The 20405-nt window shown below is 59.9% G+C and carries 15 protein-coding genes and 4 tRNA genes; 9 read left to right on the top strand and 10 right to left on the bottom strand.

The window, feature by feature from the left end; translation table 11 throughout:
- Positions 1-162: 162 nt before the first annotated feature.
- On the top strand, positions 163-1266 hold the full coding sequence (thiO, locus tag EC919_RS12440) for a glycine oxidase ThiO (RefSeq protein WP_133774829.1): 1104 nt from the start codon (positions 163-165) through the stop codon (positions 1264-1266).
- Between the two features lie 79 nt (positions 1267-1345).
- On the opposite strand, the gene EC919_RS12435 is transcribed toward thiO, so the two are convergent.
- From EC919_RS12435 to EC919_RS12400, 8 genes are all read right to left on the bottom strand, one after another.
- Positions 1346-1915 carry a nucleotidyltransferase domain-containing protein gene (locus EC919_RS12435; protein WP_133774321.1) on the bottom strand — a complete coding sequence of 190 codons (570 nt, stop codon included), beginning with the start codon at positions 1913-1915 and terminating at the stop codon, positions 1346-1348.
- Between the two features lie 126 nt (positions 1916-2041).
- Positions 2042-3418, bottom strand: coding sequence for an LLM class flavin-dependent oxidoreductase (locus tag EC919_RS12430; RefSeq protein ID WP_133774319.1), 1377 nt, complete (start codon positions 3416-3418; stop codon positions 2042-2044).
- A 35-nt stretch (positions 3419-3453) separates the two neighbouring features.
- Positions 3454-4299 carry an amino acid ABC transporter permease gene (locus tag EC919_RS12425; protein ID WP_133774317.1) on the bottom strand — a complete coding sequence of 282 codons (846 nt, stop codon included), beginning with the start codon at positions 4297-4299 and terminating at the stop codon, positions 3454-3456.
- Complete coding sequence (locus tag EC919_RS12420; RefSeq protein WP_432213815.1) at positions 4296-5000, bottom strand: transporter substrate-binding domain-containing protein; 705 nt, start codon at positions 4998-5000, stop codon at positions 4296-4298. The genes EC919_RS12425 and EC919_RS12420 overlap by 4 nt, the downstream gene beginning before the upstream one ends.
- A 301-nt stretch (positions 5001-5301) precedes the next feature.
- The gene (locus EC919_RS12415; protein ID WP_133774313.1) at positions 5302-6642 is read right to left on the bottom strand and encodes a sigma-54-dependent transcriptional regulator; all 1341 of its coding nucleotides are present in this window, start codon (positions 6640-6642) and stop codon (positions 5302-5304) included.
- A 2-nt stretch (positions 6643-6644) separates the two neighbouring features.
- Positions 6645-8237, bottom strand: a complete 1593-nt coding sequence (locus tag EC919_RS12410) for a sensor histidine kinase (RefSeq protein ID WP_133774311.1) — start codon at positions 8235-8237, stop codon at positions 6645-6647.
- Positions 8227-8466 (bottom strand): PP0621 family protein, encoded by a 240-nt coding sequence (locus EC919_RS12405; protein ID WP_133774309.1) that lies wholly within the window; start codon positions 8464-8466, stop codon positions 8227-8229. Before EC919_RS12405 ends, EC919_RS12410 begins: the two co-directional genes overlap by 11 nt.
- Before the next feature lie 155 nt (positions 8467-8621).
- Positions 8622-9644, bottom strand: a complete 1023-nt coding sequence (locus EC919_RS12400; protein ID WP_133774307.1) for an outer membrane protein assembly factor BamD — start codon at positions 9642-9644, stop codon at positions 8622-8624.
- A gap of 151 nt (positions 9645-9795) precedes the next feature.
- Between EC919_RS12400 and rluD the strand changes: the two genes are divergently transcribed.
- The 7 genes from rluD (at position 9796) to EC919_RS12365 (ending at position 15019) form a co-directional block, all read left to right on the top strand.
- Positions 9796-10758: a 23S rRNA pseudouridine(1911/1915/1917) synthase RluD gene (rluD, locus tag EC919_RS12395; protein WP_065987655.1), complete on the top strand. Its 963-nt coding sequence runs from the start codon at positions 9796-9798 to the stop codon at positions 10756-10758.
- Positions 10755-11495 carry a peptidoglycan editing factor PgeF gene (gene pgeF / locus EC919_RS12390; protein ID WP_432213812.1) on the top strand — a complete coding sequence of 247 codons (741 nt, stop codon included), beginning with the start codon at positions 10755-10757 and terminating at the stop codon, positions 11493-11495. Before rluD ends, pgeF begins: the two co-directional genes overlap by 4 nt.
- Before the next feature lie 179 nt (positions 11496-11674).
- Entirely contained in the window at positions 11675-14239 is a 2565-nt protein-coding gene (clpB, locus tag EC919_RS12385) for an ATP-dependent chaperone ClpB (protein ID WP_074890543.1), read from the top strand.
- A 355-nt stretch (positions 14240-14594) separates the two neighbouring features.
- A tRNA-Asn gene (locus EC919_RS12380) sits at positions 14595-14670 on the top strand.
- Between the two features lie 20 nt (positions 14671-14690).
- Positions 14691-14767: transfer RNA gene (locus tag EC919_RS12375), tRNA-Pro, on the top strand.
- A 6-nt stretch (positions 14768-14773) separates the two neighbouring features.
- Positions 14774-14849, top strand: a tRNA-Lys gene (locus EC919_RS12370).
- 93 nt (positions 14850-14942) lie between these two features.
- Positions 14943-15019, top strand: a tRNA-Pro gene (locus tag EC919_RS12365).
- 102 nt (positions 15020-15121) lie between these two features.
- On the opposite strand, the gene pstS is transcribed toward EC919_RS12365, so the two are convergent.
- The gene (gene pstS, locus EC919_RS12360; RefSeq protein ID WP_243842250.1) at positions 15122-16156 is read right to left on the bottom strand and encodes a phosphate ABC transporter substrate-binding protein PstS; all 1035 of its coding nucleotides are present in this window, start codon (positions 16154-16156) and stop codon (positions 15122-15124) included.
- 211 nt (positions 16157-16367) lie between these two features.
- On the opposite strand from pstS, the gene EC919_RS12355 reads away from it, so the two are divergent.
- Positions 16368-17768 (top strand): sensor domain-containing diguanylate cyclase, encoded by a 1401-nt coding sequence (locus EC919_RS12355; protein WP_133774303.1) that lies wholly within the window; start codon positions 16368-16370, stop codon positions 17766-17768.
- 1283 nt (positions 17769-19051) lie between these two features.
- Here the strand turns inward: EC919_RS12355 and EC919_RS12350 are convergent.
- Positions 19052-20350, bottom strand: a complete 1299-nt coding sequence (locus tag EC919_RS12350; protein ID WP_133774301.1) for an NAD(P)/FAD-dependent oxidoreductase — start codon at positions 20348-20350, stop codon at positions 19052-19054.
- Positions 20351-20405: the final 55 nt, after the last annotated feature.

Raw genomic sequence — 20405 nt, 5'->3', positions numbered from 1 at the left:
TATGGTGATACTACCCAGCTCCAAAGTCGCTATGTAGCAGATGTCCGGGGTTTTTCGGCGGACCGGTGGCGTACTGTATTTCTTCGGCCGCTTGCGCGTCAGGTTGACTGCTATCTGACGGGCGGACTGCGGCGCTTCTTTCCGTGGATGGTTGGGTTCAGCATGTCCAGGCAACACATCATTATCATCGGCGGCGGCGTCATCGGCCTCCTGACCGCCTTCAACCTCGCCTCAAAAGTCCGAAGCGTGACGCTGCTCGACCGCTCCGAAGTCGGCCAGGAATCCTCATGGGCCGGCGGCGGCATCGTGTCGCCGCTCTACCCGTGGCGCTACAGCCCGGCCGTAACGGCTCTCTCGCACTGGTCGCAAGATTTTTACCCACAGCTTGCCGAGCGCTTGCTGGCAATCACCGGCATCGATCCGCAAGTCCACAAGACCGGCCTTTACTGGCTGGACCTGGACGACGAGGCCGAGGCGCTCGAATGGGCGGCGCGTGTAAACCGTCCGCTGACATCGGTGGATATTTCTGCGGTCTACGACGCCGTGCCGGTCATGGGCGTCGGCTATTTGCGAGCGGTGCACATGGCCGACGTCGCCAACGTCCGCAACCCGCGTCTGGTCAAGTCGCTCAAGGCGGCACTGCTGGCGATGCCCAATGTAGTCATTCGTGAGCACTGCCAGGTCATCGACTTCGTGCTTGAAGGTGATCGCATAGTGGGTGTCACGACGGACGAGGGCGATGTGATCGGCGACAGCGTGGTGCTGGCGGCCGGTGCATGGAGCGGCGATCTGCTCGGCAAGCTGGGGCTGACACTGCCCGTTGAACCGGTCAAAGGTCAGATGATCCTCTACAAATGCGCCGCCGACTTTCTGCCGAGCATGATCCTCGCCAAGGGCCGTTACGCCATCCCCCGGCGTGACGGGCATATCCTCATCGGCAGCACGCTCGAGCACGAAGGTTTTGATAAGACACCGACTGAAAATGCCCTGGAAAGCCTGAAAGCCTCGGCGATCGAATTGATCCCCGCATTGGCGGATGCACACGTGGTCGGGCACTGGGCAGGGTTGCGGCCGGGCTCGCCGGACGGCATTCCTTTCATCGGGCCGGTGCCGAATCATCAAGGCTTGTGGCTGAACTGCGGGCACTACCGCAACGGTCTCGTGCTGGCGCCGGCCTCGTGTCAGTTGCTGACAAATCTGCTGGTGGGGGAGACGCCGATTATTGATGAGTCGCCTTATGCGCCGGAGGGAAGGCTGGAGCCCTGAGTTTTCATCTCTATCGACAGTAATGCTCGAAGCGCATCGGTATCAGGGACTAACTCGTTGCCCATTCCCTGGGTTCTCCCTAATCGCTTCCGATGATGTCGATCTTTTCCTGCTCTGCCACTCGAGTCACGAAGCTGTTGCCACTGTCGAGCTTCGCTTTCCAGTCAGACGGCGTGTAGAGCGTCGGGTTGATGGGTCTGCCCAGCAACTCTTCGAGCGGGATCATACGCTCCATCACTTCGCTGTAACTGATGCCCTCACCAATCAGCATCAGATCTATGTCGCTGGATGTGTTGGCGGTCCCTTTCGCAACCGAGCCGTAAATGAACGCTCGCTGAATCTGCTCAGCAAAAGGCGACAACTCCACTCTGAGATGATCGGCGACGCCAAATGTTTTGCGCACGAGGCCAATCAATTCGGGATAGACCGGACTTCCAGGATTAGCCTGATAATGGATTTGGTTGCCCTGCCGGGTTGCAGTCAGCAGGCCTGCAGAATGCAATTTCTCCAGTTCACGAGTCGTGCTGCCCTTACCGACTTGGGCCCAGCGACCGATTTCATTGGTATAAAAGCTCCGCTCCGGATTGCCAAAGAGCAGGCCCAATACCCGTTGCTGAGTCGTGGTGAAGAGCGCGTCGCCGATGTTCATGAGGCTGCTCACGGATAAGTCCCAAAGAGGGAACGATAGGTCCCTTTCTGGGACTTATCAAGCGCGGTTCATCGAATCCCTCACCCCAGCCCAGCTTGTTCCACGGATAACGCATCGGCATCACGGCTATTTGTCAAAACGAAAAGACGCACCGTACGCCGAGTCCGGCAAACGGCTGCCGCCATCGCCCTGTAGCCTCGAGCGCAAGGTCCCCCGCTGCGGTTGCGTGCGATACAGCCCACGTTTCTGCAAGGCGGGCACCACGCACTCGACGAAATCTTCCAGGCTGCCGGGACTGATCAGCGGATTAATCATGTAGCCACTGGTGCCGCTGATCCGGGCGTGCTCCTCAATGCGCTGGGCCACTTGCTCCGGCGTGCCCACCAGAATCAGGTCAGTGCCTCGGGTGACGTTGGCAAACCGCTGTCTGACGTCGCCAGCGGTGAGCGGCTTGCCGCTGCCGTCCGGGCGCATCACATAAGAGGTCATGCCTTCGGTATGGGTAGACAGCGGCTCGTTATCGCTATAACGGCTGAGGTCGATACCGGTGTCGCCGGCATAGCTGACCAACTGAGCCTGGGCGTGGTAGTTACTTTGCAATTTCTCGTATTTTTGTTGGGCCTCTATCTCTGTTTTACCGGTGACGATGCGTAACACTGTCAGGGCTTTGACATCCTCGGCTGCGCGGCCCCGTGCCCGGGCTTGAGCCCAGATATCTTCCAGCCCCTGGCGAATCTCGTGAGGGTTCGACTTGGCGGTGAAAATCATCTCGGCATGCTTGGCGGCAAACTGGCGGCCACGGCCTGACCAACCGGCCTGGATCAGCAGGGGTGTGCGCTGGGGTGACGGCGCCGTCAGGTGCGGACCCGCAACCCGGTAGTGATCGCCCGCATGATTGATCGGACGGATGCGCTCGCCACGGGCATAGAGCGGGACAGATTTGTCGGCCACTACCGCGTCATCAGCCCAGCTGCCCTCCCACAGTTTGTAGACCACGTCGAGAAATTCCTCGGCCCGCTCATAGCGGTCATCGTGCTTGATCATCTCCTCAAGCCCGAAGTTACGCGCGGCGCTGTTCAGGTAGGAGGTGACGATATTCCAGCCGATACGTCCGTCAGTGAGGTGATCCAAGGTGCTGAAGCGCCGGGCATGGCTGAACGGATGTTCGTAGCTGGTGCTTACCGTCACGCCGAACGCGAGGTGCTCGGTCACCGCCGCCAGCGCCGGAATAATCATCAACGGGTCATTGGCGGGCGCTTCAACTGCCCACTTCATGGCGGCATCAGCGTTGCCGCCGTACACGTCGTAAAAACCCAGCACATCACCGAAGAACATCATGTCCAGATGCGCTTGATCGGCAATTCGGGCCTGGTTTGACCAGAAGCGTAACGAGTTCATGGTCAGGCGCTCGTCTGCCGGGTGAGCCCACAGGCTGGGGGCGCCACCGCAGCCCACGCTGGCTTGCTCATACAGGGCGAACAACAGAGGTTTTGGATCGGACATGGGATTTCCTGCCAAAAGTGGTAAAGCGCTGGCGATCAGCGCTGGTTCTTGAAGCCTTTGCCGTAATGGCGTTCCAGGCGCAGTTGAATCAGTTCAAGCCCGATGGACATCAACCAGTAGAGCACCGCTGCGGTGGTCAGCATCTCGATGTAACGATACGAAGATCGGCCATAGGACTGCGCCAGAAACATCACCTCCCAAACGCCCATTACCGATATCAGCGATGAGTCCTTGAGCATGGAAATGAACTGGCTGGTGGCGGGCGGGATGATGGTGCGCATGGCTTGGGGCAACACAATCTGAATGAACGTCGTCACGGGTTTAAGGCCCAGTACGGCGGCAGCTTCCCGTTGACCCGGCGCCACGGAAAGAATCCCGGCGCGAAAGATTTCGCTCAGGTAGGCCCCGTAATTGAGTGACAAGGCGATGATCCCGGCGCTGATAGCGCCAGGCACCACGCCCAGTTGCGGCAGCCCCAGGTAGATCAGCAGTATCTGGATCAGCAGCGGCGTGCCACGAAAGAACGACGCGTAGAAGCTGGCGATACCGAACGCCACGGCGCTGCGCGACAGTCGCGCCAATGCCGTGACGAACCCCAGGATCAACGATAACCAGATCGAACAAAAGCACAGGAACAGCGTCAACGCCGCCCCCTGCAGAAAGCCGTTCGGGCTCAGATGGACGCCGATCAGGTTGGGGAGCTTGTCCAGAATGATCGAGAACTTCAGGTCGAAGCTCAGGAAAAACTGCACGCACGCCGCCAGCAGCACCAGCCAGGTCAAATACACGCGTGTGCGAAAGCCCAGGCGCGCGCGGAGCCGGCCGAGCAGCGTTTCAGGAGCGCCTGCGGTTGGCGCCGGTCGTGGTTCAAAGGCACTCATTGGGTGATGTCAGAGCCGATCCATTTTTGCGAAATCTTGCTCAACGTGCCGTCAGCCCTCAGTTGGGCGATGACCTCGGTCACTTTGGTCCGCCACTCGGGGTCGCCTTTTTCGATCGCGACGACGTTGGGCTCGGCATACAGAGGCTCACCGACCACCTTGAAGCGCGGGTCTTGGGCGATGCGTTGGTTCGCCGTAATCAAATTGGTAACCATGGCGTCCAGACGTACGCCAGTGCCCAGCGCCAAGTCCTGGAAAGCCACCTGCTCATTGTCGTAGGGGGCAACTTGAACGCTGCTGAAAGGGTAGGTGATGGGCCTGTCTTCAGCCCCTTCGATCACAAGGTCTTTGTTCAGGTAGGCCTCATAGGTCGAGGCGCTGATTACGCCGACTTTCTTGCCCGACAAGTCTTTACCAGTGGTGATGCTCTGGTCCTTGGCGTTGACGACCACCACAGCGGGCGACTGGTAGTAGGTGGCCGGGAAGTCAAAGACTTCAGCGCGTGCCTTGCTGGGCGTCATCGAGCAGATGCAGATGTCAAAACGACCGCTCCAATGACCGGCGGCGATTACATCCCATGAGGGCGTCTCAAGCTTGAGTTTGACGCCAAGACGCTCGGCTACAGCCTTCGCGACATCCACGTCGAATCCGTCCAGCTGGTTCTGATCATTCAGAAACGAAAAGGGCGGATAACTCTCCATCAGGACTTCAGTCAATTCGCCTGTTTTCGTCACGCGATCCAAAGTTGAACCGGCAAATGCCGTCGAGCAGGCGATGAGCAAAGCAGCGCCGATGACAAAGTGGGGTTTCTGTTTCAAGGACACGCTCCAACGCGGCAATTTGCGCCGGATTTAACCGCATTGGAGAGGGGCGTGGGTACGAGGTTTTTTGACTAGGAAGCTAACTTTTTGGCATATCAGCCTGTTTTTTTATAGGCGTTTAATAGGCATTTAATAGGTGCTTTTGATTACAGGAATTTCCGAATGGCGGGCCTCGAACCCATCACTCCAGCCCCAGTTTTTTCAACCGATAACGCATCGACCTGAACGTCAAATTCAAACGCTGCGCGGCCGCTGTGCGATTCCAGCGGGTTTCCTCCAGCGCCTGCAGGATGAGCTTGCGCTCGATGCTTTCCAGATAGTCTTCCAGGTTATCGATGTTGGCCAGACTCGGGCCGTCCTCCTCGGCGGTGCGGGACGGCTCGGCCAGGCGCAGGTCTGCGGTATTGATCTGATCGTCTTCGCACAGCGTGTACGCCCTTTCGAGCATGTTCTCCAGCTCGCGCACGTTGCCGGGAAAGCGATAGCCCTTGAGCGCCGCCAGCGCGTGGGGCGGGAGGAGGGTGGCAGGCTCGCCAGCGGATTCAGTCAGGCGACGCAGCACGCTGTTGGCGATCTCTTCGATGTCTTCGCGGCGTTCGCGCAAAGGTGGTACGCGCAGCTCAATGACGTTCAGCCGATAATACAAATCCTGCCGAAAGCGCCCGGCGGCCACTTCCTGATTAAGGTCCTTGTGGGTGGCGCATAGCACGCGAACGTCCACGATTTGCTCCTGCTGGCCGCCGATGGCGCGAACGGACTTTTCCTGTATCGCGCGGAGCAATTTCACCTGCATCGCCAGCGGCAGGTCAGCCACTTCATCGAGAAACAGCGTCCCGCCACTGGCGACCTGAAACAGCCCGGGCTTGTCTTCGTGGGCGCCGGTGAAACTGCCTTTGCGATGGCCGAAGAATTCGCTCTCCATCAGTTCTGACGGGATCGCGCCACAGTTGACTGGCACGAACAGCTGCTGGGCGCGCGGGCCTTGCTCATGAATCAACCGGGCCACCAGTTCCTTGCCGCTGCCCGACTCGCCGCTGATGTAAATCGGTGCCTGGCTGCGCGCCAGTTTGGCGATCTGCTTGCGCAGCGATTGCATCGGTGGAGAGCTGCCAAGCAGGCGATGGTCGATGCGGTTTTGCTCGGCAGGCGCGAGGCGCAGGCGCAAGGCGCTGGCGACCAACTCACGCAAGCGCGTCAGGTCGACCGGCTTGGTCAGGAAGTCGAACGCGCCGGCTTTCAGGGCATGAATCGCCGTGTCGAGGCTGCCATGGGCGGTGATCATCGCCACCGGCACCTGGTTGTGGCGCTTCTGAATGTGTTGCACCAGCTCCAGGCCATTGCCATCGGGCAGGCGCATGTCGGTCAGGCACAGGTCAAACGCCTCGCGCGCCAGCCAATCCTGCGCTTCCTTGACGTTTCTCGCGCTGCGGGTGTCCAGCTTCATCCGTCCGAGCGTGATTTCCAGCAACTCACGAATGTCCGGCTCATCGTCGACGATCAGGATCTTTTGCCGTTGGCTCATGTTCAGCTCAGCTTGAACGGATGGGCGAAGGTAATTCGCATGCAGCTTCCGCCACCTTCCCGTGGTGTGTAATTGAGGCTTGCCTGATTGCTTTCGCACAGCTCGCGCGACAGGTACAGGCCCAGGCCGGTTCCTTTGCTTTCGGTGGTGAAGAAGGGCTCGAAGATTTTTCCAAGATGCTCTTCGGCAACCCCCGGGCCGTCGTCGAGAACCTCCAGCGTCGGCAGTTCGCTGAACGGGGCCTGAAACAACCTTAGCCACACTTGTGCGTGTTCGTGCAGCTGCCCGCTATAGCGCAAAGCGTTTTGCACCAGATTGCTCATCACTTGCTGCAATTGCTCAGCGTCCATCTGTGTGGAGAGCGCGCCCGGAAGGATGTCCAGATGCACGCTTTGACCGGTCTGCAGCTCATCGCCAAGGTCTCGCACGAAATTTTCGAGCCACTGCTTGAGATCGAGCAGCTGGGGTTCGGTCTGACGTCGACGAGACAACTGCAGAACGTTCTCGATCACCAGATTCATCCGCCGCGATTGATCGTGAATGATCTGACTGAGACGCCGGTCCGGCGTGGTCAGTTCCTCGGATTCCAGCAGCAGTTGCGCGGCATGACTGATGGCGCCCAGCGGGTTGCGGATCTCATGGGCAATACCGGCGGTCAGTCTGCCCAGCGCGGCCAGTTTGAGCTGCTGGGCCTGTTGGGAGATCTGAGACAGGTCATCGAGAAACACCAGGGTGTGGCGATGACTGCCCCGCGCCAGTGCGATGAAACCCGGACGCAGTACCGGGCCAATGGCTGATGTGGTGATGCTGCGCGGTGCCATCGACGGGTTGGTCATCCATTGACCCAGGCGCTCGACCAGTTGCGGCGAGTAAGCGTCGACGATCTCGCCCAGCAAGCGCTCGTGGCCCAGCAGATTCAGCGCACTCTGGTTGGCGAGCAGCACCTTGTGATCCTCGTCGAGCACCAATATGCCGGTTCGCATGCGTTGCAGGATCAGCGCGTTGAGCTCTTCAAGGTTGTCGACGTCCGCGGCGCGACGTTCGGCGATGTCTTCGCTGAGCTGGAGGCGGCGCGATAGGGCCTGAACCAACAGTGCTGCCGCGAAGCACAGGGCGCCCAGCGAGCCGGCCTGCACGAAATGATTGGCCGCGGAAGGCTTGTGATAGCTGATGTAGAAGGTCAGATAAATGATGCCGATGGCCGAAAGCGCGGCGATAAGCAGGCCCGTCCGCTTGCGCAGCAGCACATTGCTGATCGCCACAGACGCAATGATCAGATTGCCAATGCCGCTCGGTGCCCCACCTCCGGCGTAGAACAGCGCCGCCAGCATCAGCGTGTCGGCCATGGCCAGGGAGAACAGTTGGCCCTGGCGGCTCGGGCGCTCAAGCAGCACAACGACGAGGATGTTGAACACCAGATACAGCCAGCAGCCGATGCGGAACAGCTCGATATCGGCCAGCTCCAGCAATTCGGCATCCAGGCTGCTGGAGATCAGCAGCACCAGCAGCACGCCGATGCTCAGACGATACAGGTGATACAGCCGCAGGATGCGTTGGGCCTGGGGCGTCGTTAGCGGCAGGCTGTCAGCGGTCACGTGCAGCGGGGCCCTGCAGCCGGTGCGCTTCGGTGCAATACCATTGCTGGTCTTGGCTCAGCGCCCGATCGCGAGGGACATGCACCCCACATTGCGCGCAGCGCACCATGGGCGCTGCATGGAGCTCCGGCGTTGCGGGTTTCGGGCGTGGGGCGGGGCCTTTCACCAGGCGTTTGAAAAACCAGATGGCCGCCACAATCAGGGCGATCCACATAATCAAGCGAATCATGTCTGTCAGCTTATGAAGTGAAGAGCGCGCAGTGTAGCCAAGCGGGTGTCGGGCGCACAGTCATCTCCATCGCCGGATGCTGTCGGAAAACGGTCAGGCATGAAAAAAGGCCCCGAAGGGCCATTTTTTTTAGCTGACGTTTGGCAGGGACTGAATCAGTCGAACAGGCCAAAGGTCATGTAGCTGAAGATCGAGCGGCTTTTTGGCGTGCCGTCATCGTCAGTGTTTTTCTTCTCGTCGTCAGCCGACTGGTTTTCAGGCAACAGGTCGGCAGGGATGGCTTCCTTGGCGTCCTGATACTGCTTGATCACGTCCTGGTTGGCGCGGGTTTGTCCTGGCGGCAGCGGCGGACGGCTTTCGATCAGGCCCAGCGTCGCTTTGGACAGCCACGAGCGGTTGTCGGCTTCTGCCGTGCGCGCTTCGAACTTGCCGTCGACCAGTTGCGGGTGATCCGGGTAGTTGGTTTTCAGGACCTGCAAGCTGGTGTCAGCCAGATCGTCCAGGTGCAGACGCTGATAGGCCTCGACCATGACCGCCAGGCCGTCACCGACCGATGGGGTTTCCTGGAAGTTTTCAACTACGTAACGACCGCGGTTGGCCGCTGCCACGTAGGCCTGACGGGTCAGGTAGTAGTCGGCAACGTGAATCTCGTAGGCCGCCAGCAGGTTGCGCAGGTAGATCATGCGCTGCTTGGCGTCAGGGGCGTAGCGGCTGTTCGGGTAGCGGCTGGTCAGTTGGGCGAACTCGTTGTACGAATCGCGAGCAGCGCCCGGGTCACGCTTGGTCTGATCCAGCGGCAGGAAGCGGGCGATGATACCGACGTCCTGGTCGAACGAAGTCAGGCCCTTGAGGTAATAGGCGTAGTCGACGTTCGGGTGTTGCGGGTGCAGACGAATGAAACGCTCGGCCGCCGACTTGGCAGCTTCCGGCTCGCCATTCTTGTAGTTGGCGTAGATCAGCTCGAGTTGCGCCTGGTCAGCATAGCGACCGAACGGATAACGTGACTCCAGCGCCTTGAGCTTCTCGGTGGCGCTGTTATAGCTGTTGTTGTCCAGATCGGCCTGCGCCTGCTGGTACAGCTCGACTTCACTGAGGTTTTCGTCGATGACTTCTTTCTTCGAAGAACAGGCAACAGTAAGTCCGAGGATGGCTATCAGCAGCAGGTGTTTCACTTGCATGGCGGCTTGCGTCCCTATAACGGCCTGCTGTCTTGCGCAGGACCGTCCTGTTATGATGGGCGCCCCGTGGAACCCCCGGGACAAAAGACGCCGTATTTAACCACAAGCGCACAGCCGAAACCAAAGGCCAGTGCCACCTCCTAGTTTGAGCATGTCTGAGATCATAGAACTCCGCGCAGAGGTGCCGTCCGAATTGGGCGGTCAACGCCTCGACCAAGTCGCCGCCCAACTATTCGCAGAGCACTCGCGCTCGCGCCTTTCCGCCTGGATTAAAGACGGCCGCCTGACTGTGGACGGAGGCGCTTTGCGCCCGCGTGACATCGTGCATGGCGGCGCCGTTCTGCTCCTCAAAGCCGAGCAGGAAGCCCAGGGCGAGTGGATCGCGCAGGACATCGAGCTCGATATCGTCTACGAAGACGACCAGATCCTGGTGATCAACAAGCCGTCCGGTCTGGTTGTGCATCCCGCAGCGGGTCACGCCGACGGCACCCTGCTCAACGCCTTGCTGCACCACGTGCCGGACATCATCAATGTCCCGCGTGCCGGCATCGTGCACCGCCTGGACAAGGACACCACCGGCCTGATGGTAGTCGCCAAGACCATTCAGGCGCAGACGCAGCTGGTCACCCAGTTGCAGAATCGCAGCGTCAGCCGCATCTATGAGTGCATCGTCATCGGCGTGGTGACCTCAGGTGGCAAGATCAACGCACCGATCGGTCGTCATGGTCAGCAGCGTCAGCGCATGGCGGTCATGGAAGGCGGCAAGCCTGCGGTCAGCCATTACCGGGTTCTGGAGCGTTTCCGTTCGCATACCCACGTGCGGGTCAAGCTGGAAACCGGGCGTACCCACCAGATCCGTGTGCACATGGCCCACATCAACTTCCCGCTGGTCGGCGACCCTGCCTACGGCGGTCGTTTCCGGATCCCGCCTGCGGCCAGTGTCACCATGGTCGAATCGCTGAAACATTTCCCGCGTCAGGCGCTGCACGCGCGTTTCCTTGAACTGGATCATCCGACGACCGGTAAGCGCATGAGTTGGGAATCGCCGCTGCCGGACGACTTTGTCTGGTTGCTGACCCTCCTCAAGCAAGACCGCGAAGCGTTCATCGGATGACTGAACGCGTGGCGGACTGGCTGATTCCCGACTGGCCTGCGCCAGTGGGTATCAACGCGTGCGTCACGACACGTTCGGGCGGTGTCAGTGTGGCGCCATTCGACAGCTTCAATCTGGGTGATCACGTTGACGACGATCCGGCAGCCGTCGCCCATAACCGGTCGGCACTGACCTCGCGCCTGGATATCCAGCCTGCATGGTTGAAGCAGGTTCACGGTGTTGAGGTCATTGAGGCCGCGCCGGCAGCAGTGCTTGAGGCTGATGCCAGCTGGAGCAAAACCCCGGGCGTGGCCTGCACCATCATGACGGCCGATTGTTTGCCGGCACTTTTCTGCAATAAAGCAGGCACTCAGGTCGCCGCTGCCCACGCGGGCTGGCGAGGTCTCGCGGCGGGTGTGCTTGAGGCGACGGTGCACAGCTTTGCCGATGCGCCCTCCGACATCCTTGTCTGGCTCGGCCCTGCCATCGGGCCGCAGGCGTTCGAAGTGGGCCCTGAAGTGCGCGATACCTTTATGGCTACGCATCCCGAGGCGGCCGATGCATTCGTGCCAAGCGCCAACCCCGGCAAGTTCATGGCCGACATCTATCAGTTGGCGCGTCTGCGTCTCGCCGCCCACGGTGTCACGGCTGTCTACGGCGGAGGTTTTTCGACCTACAACGATGAGCGATTCTTCTCGTATCGCCGCGGCGCACGTACCGGACGGTTCGCTTCGCTTGTCTGGATCGACGCCCGGTAGTCTTAGCCGCGCTTCTGCACTCATTCCTCCCGAAACCCTTCCTTCACGCTAATGTTGATCCATGTCAACCCGTTAGCGCTTGAATCCTGCCTAATCGACCGCATGTAAAGGACCATCTGGCAGGTTTTCTTTATTAGGTGTGTTCATTACTCCGGCCTGCCCTTATAGGAAGGTAAATCATGCGTATTGACCGTTTAACCAGCAAATTACAACTCGCTCTTTCGGATTCTCAATCACTGGCGGTGGGCCTGGACCATCCGGCCATTGAGCCTGCGCACTTGATGCAGGCCCTGCTTGAGCAGCAGGGCGGCTCGATCAAGCCTTTGCTGCTGCAAGTGGGCTTCGACATCAACAGCCTGCGCACCGCGCTGACCAAAGAACTCGATCAGTTGCCGAAGATCCAGAATCCGACTGGCGACGTGAACATGTCGCAGGATCTGGCGCGCCTGCTGAATCAGGCCGATCGCCTGGCTCAGCAAAAAGGCGATCAGTTCATCTCCAGCGAGTTGGTGTTGCTCGCCGCCATGGACGAGAACAGCAAACTCGGCAAGCTGCTGCTGGGCCAGGGCGTCAGCAAGAAAGCCCTGGAAAACGCCATCAGCAACCTGCGTGGCGGTGATGCCGTCAACGACCCGAACGCGGAAGAATCCCGTCAGGCGCTGGACAAGTACACCGTTGACCTGACCAAGCGCGCTGAGGAAGGCAAGCTCGACCCGGTGATAGGCCGCGACGACGAGATCCGTCGGACCATCCAGGTGCTCCAGCGTCGGACCAAGAACAACCCGGTGTTGATCGGTGAGCCTGGCGTGGGTAAAACCGCCATCGCCGAAGGCCTCGCCCAGCGCATCATCAACGGCGAAGTGCCGGACGGCCTGCGCGGCAAGCGTCTGCTGTCGCTGGACATGGGTGCGCTGATCGCGGGTGCCAAGTTCCGTGGCGAGTTCGAAGAGCGCCTCAAAGGCCTGCTCAATGAGCTGTCGAAGCAGGAAGGGCAGATCATCCTGTTCATCGACGAGCTGCACACCATGGTCGGCGCCGGGAAGGCAGAAGGCTCGATGGATGCCGGCAACATGCTGAAGCCGGCATTGGCCCGTGGTGAGCTGCATTGCGTGGGCGCCACGACGCTCAACGAGTACCGCCAATACATCGAGAAGGACGCCGCTCTCGAACGTCGCTTCCAGAAAGTGCTGGTGGATGAGCCGAGCGAAGAAGACACCATTGCCATCCTGCGCGGTTTGAAAGAACGCTACGAGGTTCACCACAAGGTGGCGATCACCGACGGTGCGATCATCGCGGCAGCCAAGCTCAGTCATCGGTACATCACCGATCGGCAGCTGCCGGATAAAGCGATCGACCTGATCGACGAAGCGGCCAGCCGCATCCGTATGGAGATCGACTCCAAGCCGGAAGTCCTCGACCGTCTTGAGCGTCGCCTGATCCAGCTCAAGGTAGAAGCGCAGGCGTTGAAGAAAGAAGACGATGAGGCCGCGATCAAGCGCCTGGAAAAACTGCAGGAAGAGATTCAGCGTCTTGAGCGGGAATATGCCGATCTCGAAGAAATCTGGACATCCGAAAAGGCGGAAGTGACCGGCTCTGCGCAGATCCAGCAGAAGATTGAGCAGTCCCGTCAAGAGCTTGAAGCGGCGCGGCGTAAGGGCGACCTCAACCGCATGGCTGAATTGCAGTACGGGGTCATCCCCGATCTGGAACGCAGCCTGCAGATGGTCGACCAGCACGGCAAGCCGGAAAACCAGTTGCTGCGCAGCAAGGTGACCGAGGAAGAGATTGCCGAAGTCGTGTCCAAGTGGACAGGCATTCCGGTGTCGAAGATGCTCGAAGGCGAGCGTGACAAGCTGCTGAAAATGGAAGAGTTGCTGCACCAGCGCGTTATCGGACAGAACGAAGCGGTCGTCGCGGTGGCCAACGCGGTGCGCCGGTCGCGTGCCGGGCTATCGGACCCCAACCGTCCGAGCGGGTCGTTCATGTTCCTCGGCCCAACCGGTGTCGGTAAGACCGAGCTGTGCAAGGCGCTGGCGGAGTTCCTGTTCGACACCGAAGAGGCCATGGTGCGGATCGATATGTCCGAGTTCATGGAGAAACATTCCGTGGCTCGACTGATCGGCGCGCCGCCCGGCTATGTCGGTTACGAAGAGGGTGGTTATCTGACCGAAGCGGTCCGCCGCAAGCCTTACTCGGTCATTCTGCTGGACGAAGTCGAGAAAGCGCACCCGGACGTGTTCAACGTCCTGCTGCAAGTACTCGAGGACGGGCGTCTGACCGACAGTCACGGGCGTACGGTTGATTTCCGTAATACCGTGATCGTCATGACCTCCAACCTGGGCTCGGCTCGCATCCAGGAGCTGGTGGGCGATCGGGAAGGGCAGCGCGCGGCGGTCATGGACGCGCTCACCACGCACTTCCGTCCGGAGTTCATTAACCGGGTGGACGAGGTGGTAATCTTCGAACCGCTGGCCCGCGACCAGATCGCAGGCATCACCGAGATCCAGCTGGGCCGCCTGCGCCAGCGTCTGGCGGAGCGCGATTTGGGTCTGGAGCTGTCGAGCGAGGCCATGGACAAGCTGATCGCCGTCGGCTACGACCCGGTGTATGGCGCACGGCCGCTCAAGCGAGCCATCCAGCGCTGGATCGAAAACCCGCTGGCTCAGTTGATTCTGTCGGGTGGCTTCATGCCTGGCACCAGCATCAGAGGTACGGTGCAGGACGACGAGATCGTCTTCGGCTGATCCGCGCTTCTATAGAAGATAGAGGTGCAGAAGGGCTCTCCTGGCGAGAGCCCTTTTTTATGCGCGTTGATTTATTGCCCGAACCGCAGAAATTTCGGGGGCTTGAGGGCGATCCGCAAAAAATTCGCAAATCATTGTCTTGAAAGCAATTTAGAGGGTTGACAGGTGTTTCTGGAAATGTAGAATAGCGCGCCTCAGAGACGTGAACGCAGCGATGCGAACAGGTCGAAGAGGCTGAAAATGCGGTAGGTTCAGTGAGGTAAACGCCAGATTCGTTTGGTGGAGATCTACTGAATTTGTTGTGTTGAAGCGCGTCAAACGCTGCATCTGAAATTGATAGATTTGAAAAGATCGTTCCGTGATAGCTCAGTCGGTAGAGCAAATGACTGTTAATCATTGGGTCCCAGGTTCGAGTCCTGGTCACGGAGCCAATTTCAAGAGGTAGTACCGTCGGGGTATAGCGCAGTCCGGTAGCGCGCCTGCTTTGGGAGCAGGATGTCAGGAGTTCGAATCCCCTTACCCCGACCATTATTTGGGTCGTTAGCTCAGTTGGTAGAGCAGTTGGCTTTTAACCAATTGGTCGTAGGTTCGAATCCCACACGACCCACCATTTTTGACCTGGCTTCATCGGGTTGGATCTTAGGGAGTGACGCCATTCGCGTCACCCGCTCTGGAAACGCCTCAGGGTGTTTTCATGTTTCACCGGGGTATAGCGCAGTCCGGTAGCGCGCCTGCTTTGGGAGCAGGATGTCAGGAGTTCGAATCCCCTTACCCCGACCATTTTCGCCTTGGTTGTATCTGGGCAGAAAATACCGCTTAAGCGCCACTCGCGCTGAAGCTACAAAAAAGCGTCCTTCGGGGCGCTTTTTTCGTTTCTGACATTTATTGAGCCTTGGGTGTGGTCGCCCAGTACGCCTCGATCTGATTCTTCAGGTCATCCGGGATCGGTGCGAAGTCCAGGGAGCGTGCGTGTTCCTGCCCGCTCTCCAGCGTCCAGCGAAAGAAATCCTGAACGGTCTTCTGACGATCAGCGTCCTTTGGCTGCTTATACATCACGATGAACGTTGCGGCGGTTATCGGGTAGGCGTTTTCCCCCGGTGCATCAAGCATCGACAGATCAAAATCCTTCGCGTTTTTCCAGTCTGCCGTGGCGGCTGCCGCCTGAAAGCTTTCAGTACTCGGCGTCACGAACGTGCCGGCAGCATTCTGCAACAGCCCATAATTCAACTTCTGCTGTTTGACGTAGGCGTACTCGACGTAGCCGATCGAGTTCGGCACCTGCTTGACGTACGTCGCCACGCCCTCGCTGCCTTTGCTGCCCATGCCCACCGGCCAGTGGACCGATGCGCCTGCGCCGACCTGGCTCTTCCATTGCGGGCTGACCTTCGCCAGATAACTGACCCAGTTGAACGTGGTGCCGGAATCATCCGAGCGGTACACCACGCTGATTTTCGCATCAGGCAATTTCGCGCCCGGGTTGAGGGCAGCAAGGGCCGGGTCATTCCATTTGCTGATTTTGCCCAGGTAGATGTCGGCCAGCACCGGGCCTGTGAATTTCAGGGTGCCCGTTTGGACCGAAGCGACGTTGATGACCGGGACGATGCCGCCGATCACTGAAGGAAACTGCTGCAGGCCTAGAGCTTGAAGGTCTGCTGAACTCATCGGCCGGTCAGTCGCGCCGAAATCCACGGCGCCTTCCTTGATCATTGCGATGCCCGCGCCAGAGCCGATGTACTGATAATTAACCTTGATCCGGGTCTTCTGGTTGTAGTCGGTGGCCCATTTGTACAGCACCGGATAAATGAACGTGGAGCCCGCGCCGGTGACCTCGGACGCTGCGCCTGCCGTGGCGGCCATGGATAGATTGAGCACGATGCCAAGGCCTGCGGCCAGCATCATTCGGGAGAGCTGCAACATGGATGACTTCCTGTAATCGAGCGACATCGGGGTGAGATGCGTTGATGGGATCACAGCAAACAGCACGTTTTTATGACAGGGCGTGACAGATTTTCTTCATCGGCTGGTTGATCAATCGCAACGGCCAGGCCGTTTATTTACACGGCGCTCCGGTGCGGATTCACAAGGCCCGGTATAGACTTCAGGCAGTCTTTTCAGGATCGGCCGTTATATGAAGTCGCCAACGCCTTCACTCGAGCAACAGCGACTTGAAGCGCTGCACCTTCTCGAAGTACTCGACACGCCCCCCGAGGTCGCGCTGGACCGGATCACCCGTCTGGTGGCACAAGTGCTGAACGTGCCGATCGCCCTGATATCGCTGGTGGATCAGGACCGCCAATGGTTCAAGTCCCGAGTGGGGCTTGAAGCGGTAGAGCTGCCGCGGGAGGTAGCGTTCTGTGCGCACGCCATCCTTGAAGCCACCGAGCTTGTGGTGCCCGACGCCATCGAAGACACTCGGTTCTGCGACAACCAGCTCGTCACTGGTGATCCCCATGTCCGCTTTTATGCTGGCGTACCCATACGCACCAGGCAGGGCTTTGCCGTGGGTACGCTTTGCGCCATTGACGCGCGGCCCAGAATCCTCAGCCCGGACGAGTTGGGCATCCTTCACGATTTGGCCGAAATAGTCAGCCGTGAAATGCAGCTGCGGGAAAACCTGATGTTGGCGCGGATTCAGAAGAATCGCTCCGAAGCGATGTTCCAGGCCAGCGAGGCAGGCTATCGCTCGATGTTCGAGCTGGCCTCGGTGGGCATTGCGCTGGTCGCGCCGGACGGTGGCTGGATCAGCGTCAACGCCGCGCTGTGCGACGTGCTTGGCTACGCGCCCGATGAGCTCAAGCACCTGACGTTTCAGGACATCACTCATCCCGACGATCTGGACAGTGATCTGGAAATGCTGCATCAGCTGAGTGTCGGTCAAATCGACAGCTACCAGATGGAAAAGCGTTACCTGCGCAAAAATGGCAGCGCGGTATGGGTCAACCTGAGCGTCACCAAGAAGCTGTCCGAAGCAGGAGAGCTGGAATATTTCATTTCGATCATCCAGAACATTCAGGCGCGCAAGGAGCTCGAGCAGGAAGCACGGCATGATTCCCTGACCGGCCTGCACAATCGCCGCGCGCTGGACTCGCTGCTGCCCATCGCTCAGGCCCGGGCTGATCGCTCAAAACTCCAGCTGGCGCTGATGTTCATCGATCTGGATGGATTCAAAGTCATCAACGACAGTTATGGGCACGATGCCGGTGATGATCTGCTGCGCGCTATTTCCACACGCTTGCAGAGCTGCATCCGCAGGACTGACAGTCTGGTTCGGCTGGCCGGCGACGAGTTCATCGTGATTCTGGAAGGCATCACGCCCGGCGTGGATGAAGCGCGAGAAGTAGCGCACAAACTCCTCGCCGCGATTGCACAGCCCCTGACGATCAAAGGGGATGTCATTCGCAGCAACGCCAGCATCGGCTTTTCCATGTATGAACCCGGTTCAGGCAAAGCGCCTGACGAACTCATGCGCGAAGCCGACCGCTGGATGTACAAGGCCAAGCATCTGGGCAAAGGGCAGGTGATGCCATAGCGCGCTGTCGCTCGGCGCGGTAACTCAAGCGCAGCGCCTACGCCTTAAAACCAGACCCACATCCCGCAGCAACACCATCGTTGCAGGCGCGCGCTTGCCTGCGAAGACTTACGGACAACCGATAGAGACGCGTCGGATGTACCCACGCTTTCGCGGGCAAGCGCGCTCCTACGCCTGCGGCAGAAGCGGGCCGGTGTATGCGTGAAAGGGGGCGTTGATTCTGGCCTGGGGCCGTAGGACCGTGAATCGCATCCGCCGGACGTCCAGCGCCTGGCACAGATCATTGTAGGAGCGCGCTTGCCCGCGAAGACTTACGGACAACCGATAGAGACGCGTCGGATGTACCCACGCTTTCGCGGGCAAGCGCGCTCCTATGCCTGCGGCAGAAGCGGGCCGGGGTATGCGTGAAAGGGGGCGATGATTCTGGCCTGAGGCCGTAGGACCGTGACTCGCATCTGCCGGACGTCCAGCGCCTGGCACAGATTATTGTAGGCGTGCGCTTGCCCGCGAAGACTTACGGACAACCGATAGAGACGCGTCGGATGTACCCACGCTTTCGCGGGCAAGCGCGCTCCTACGCCTGCGGCAGAAGCAGGGCGGCATATGCGTGAGAGGGGCGTTGATTCTGGCCTGAGGCCGTAGGACCGTGACTCGCATCCGCCGGACGTCCAGCGCCTGGCACAGATCATTGTAGGAGCGCGCTTGCCCGCGAAGACTTACGGACAATCGATAAAGAGGCGTCGGATGTACCCACGCTTTCGCGGGCAAGCGCGCTCCTGCGCCTGCGGCAGAGGCGGGCCGGTGTATGCGTGAAAGGGGGCGATGATTCTGGCCTGAGGCCGTAGGACCGTGACTCGCATCCGCCGGACGTCCAGCGCCTGGCACAGACCAGTGTAGGAGCGCGCTTGCCCGCGAAGACTTACTGACAACCGATAAAGAGGCGTCGGATGTACCCACGCTTTCGCGGGCAAGCGCGCTCCTACGCCTGCAGCAGAAGCGGGCCGGTGTATGCGTGAAAGGGTGGGGCGGTGATTCTGGCCGGAGGCCCTAGGACCGTGACTCGCATCCGCCGGACGTCCAGCGCCTGGCACAGACCAGTGTAGGAGCGCGCTTGCCCGCGAAGACTTACTGACAACCGATAAAGAGGCGTCGGATGTACCCACGCTTTCGCGGGCAAGCGCGCTCCTACGCCTTCGGCAGAAGCGGGGCGAGGTATGCCTGAGAGGGTGGATCTTCAAGCCAGATCCGCCGCACTATTCGCGGCGGACCTGCAGGACTCCGCCTTAGTGCAGCTTCATCCGTGGCTCGGTTCCGCGACCGATTCGGCTGCCCAGCATGAGCATCAACGTGCGGAACATCCCGTACAGCGCCATCTGGTGCATGCGGTACAGCGAGACGTAGAACATCCGCGCCAGCCAGCCTTCGAGCATGACGCTGCCGGTCAGGTTGCCCATCAGATTGCCGACCGCCGAGAACTTCGACAGCGAAATCAGCGAGCCGTAATCCTGATAGCGATACTCCGGCAGCGTGCCACCCTCGATGCGCAGCTTCAGCGATTTCACCAGCAGCGACGCCTGCTGATGCGCCGCTTGGGCGCGGGGCGGGACATTACGGTCAGTGCCTTTTTGCGGGCAGGCCGCGCAGTCACCGAAGGCGAAGATATTGTCGTCGCGGGTGGTCTGCAGCGTCGGACGCACCTGTAGCTGGTTGATGCGATTGCTCTCAAGCCCGGCGATGCCCTCCAGAAACGCCGGAGCGCGGATGCCCGCCGCCCAGACCTTCAGCGTTGCAGGAATCACCTGACCGGTCGCCGTCACCAGGCTGTCAGCCGTTACCTCGCTGACCGCCGAATTGGTCAGCACCGTCACGCCCAGTTTTTCCAGCGTCTTGTGCACCGGGCCGCCAATACGTTCCGGCAGTGCCGGCAGGACGCGCGGCCCGGCCTCGATCACCGTGATGCGCAAGTTTTCCGGCTTGATCTGGCCCAGTCCGTAAGCCGCCAATTCGTGCGCGGCGTTGTGCAGTTCTGCTGCCAGCTCGACACCCGTGGCACCGGCACCGACGATGGCGACGTTGATTTCTTCAGCCGCGTCATTCTGGCTGGCGTGGGCGCGCAGGTAGCGATTGAGCAATTGCTGATGGAAGCGCTCGGCCTGCTTGCGCGTGTCGAGGAACAGGCAGTGCTCGGCCGCGCCTTTGGTGCCGAAATCATTGGTCGTACTGCCAACGGCAATCACCAGCGAGTCGTAGTCCAGACTGCGCGCCGGGACCAGCTCATTGCCGTTTTCGTCGAGGGTCTCGGCCAGGTGGATCTGCTTGTTCTCGCGGTCCAGCCCGGTCATGCGGCCCATCTGGAACTGGAAGTGGTTCCACTTGGCTTGCGCCACGTAGTTCAGCTCATCCTCATAAGAGTTGAGCGAGCCGGCGGCCACTTCGTGCAGCAGCGGTTTCCAGATGTGGGTCAGATTGGCGTCGACCAGCGTGACGCTGGCGGTGCCTTTCTTGCCCAGGGTTTTACCCAGACGGGTAGCCAGCTCCAGACCGCCAGCGCCTCCGCCGACAATCACAATACGATGGGTCATGGGGATATCTCATAAGGCTTAGGGAATTCTGTGTCAGCGCGATCCGCGCGAGCGC

Origin of the sequence: Pseudomonas graminis, from assembly GCF_004364335.1 — a bacterium.
In the GTDB taxonomy this organism is placed as follows: domain Bacteria; phylum Pseudomonadota; class Gammaproteobacteria; order Pseudomonadales; family Pseudomonadaceae; genus Aquipseudomonas; species Aquipseudomonas graminis_D.
This window is presented reverse-complemented; position numbering and strand designations above follow the sequence as displayed.

Coding starts and splice junctions, on each gene's coding strand:
- thiO (WP_133774829.1), top strand. CDS start 163: ATGTCCAGGCAACACATCATTATCATCGGCGGCGGCGTCATCGGCCTC.
- EC919_RS12435 (WP_133774321.1), bottom strand. CDS start 1,915: ATGAACATCGGCGACGCGCTCTTCACCACGACTCAGCAACGGGTATTG.
- EC919_RS12430 (WP_133774319.1), bottom strand. CDS start 3,418: ATGTCCGATCCAAAACCTCTGTTGTTCGCCCTGTATGAGCAAGCCAGC.
- EC919_RS12425 (WP_133774317.1), bottom strand. CDS start 4,299: ATGAGTGCCTTTGAACCACGACCGGCGCCAACCGCAGGCGCTCCTGAA.
- EC919_RS12420 (WP_432213815.1), bottom strand. CDS start 5,000: ATGGAGAGTTATCCGCCCTTTTCGTTTCTGAATGATCAGAACCAGCTG.
- EC919_RS12415 (WP_133774313.1), bottom strand. CDS start 6,642: ATGAGCCAACGGCAAAAGATCCTGATCGTCGACGATGAGCCGGACATT.
- EC919_RS12405 (WP_133774309.1), bottom strand. CDS start 8,466: ATGATTCGCTTGATTATGTGGATCGCCCTGATTGTGGCGGCCATCTGG.
- EC919_RS12400 (WP_133774307.1), bottom strand. CDS start 9,644: ATGCAAGTGAAACACCTGCTGCTGATAGCCATCCTCGGACTTACTGTT.
- rluD (WP_065987655.1), top strand. CDS start 9,796: ATGTCTGAGATCATAGAACTCCGCGCAGAGGTGCCGTCCGAATTGGGC.
- pgeF (WP_432213812.1), top strand. CDS start 10,755: ATGACTGAACGCGTGGCGGACTGGCTGATTCCCGACTGGCCTGCGCCA.
- clpB (WP_074890543.1), top strand. CDS start 11,675: ATGCGTATTGACCGTTTAACCAGCAAATTACAACTCGCTCTTTCGGAT.
- pstS (WP_243842250.1), bottom strand. CDS start 16,156: ATGTTGCAGCTCTCCCGAATGATGCTGGCCGCAGGCCTTGGCATCGTG.
- EC919_RS12355 (WP_133774303.1), top strand. CDS start 16,368: ATGAAGTCGCCAACGCCTTCACTCGAGCAACAGCGACTTGAAGCGCTG.
- EC919_RS12350 (WP_133774301.1), bottom strand. CDS start 20,350: ATGACCCATCGTATTGTGATTGTCGGCGGAGGCGCTGGCGGTCTGGAG.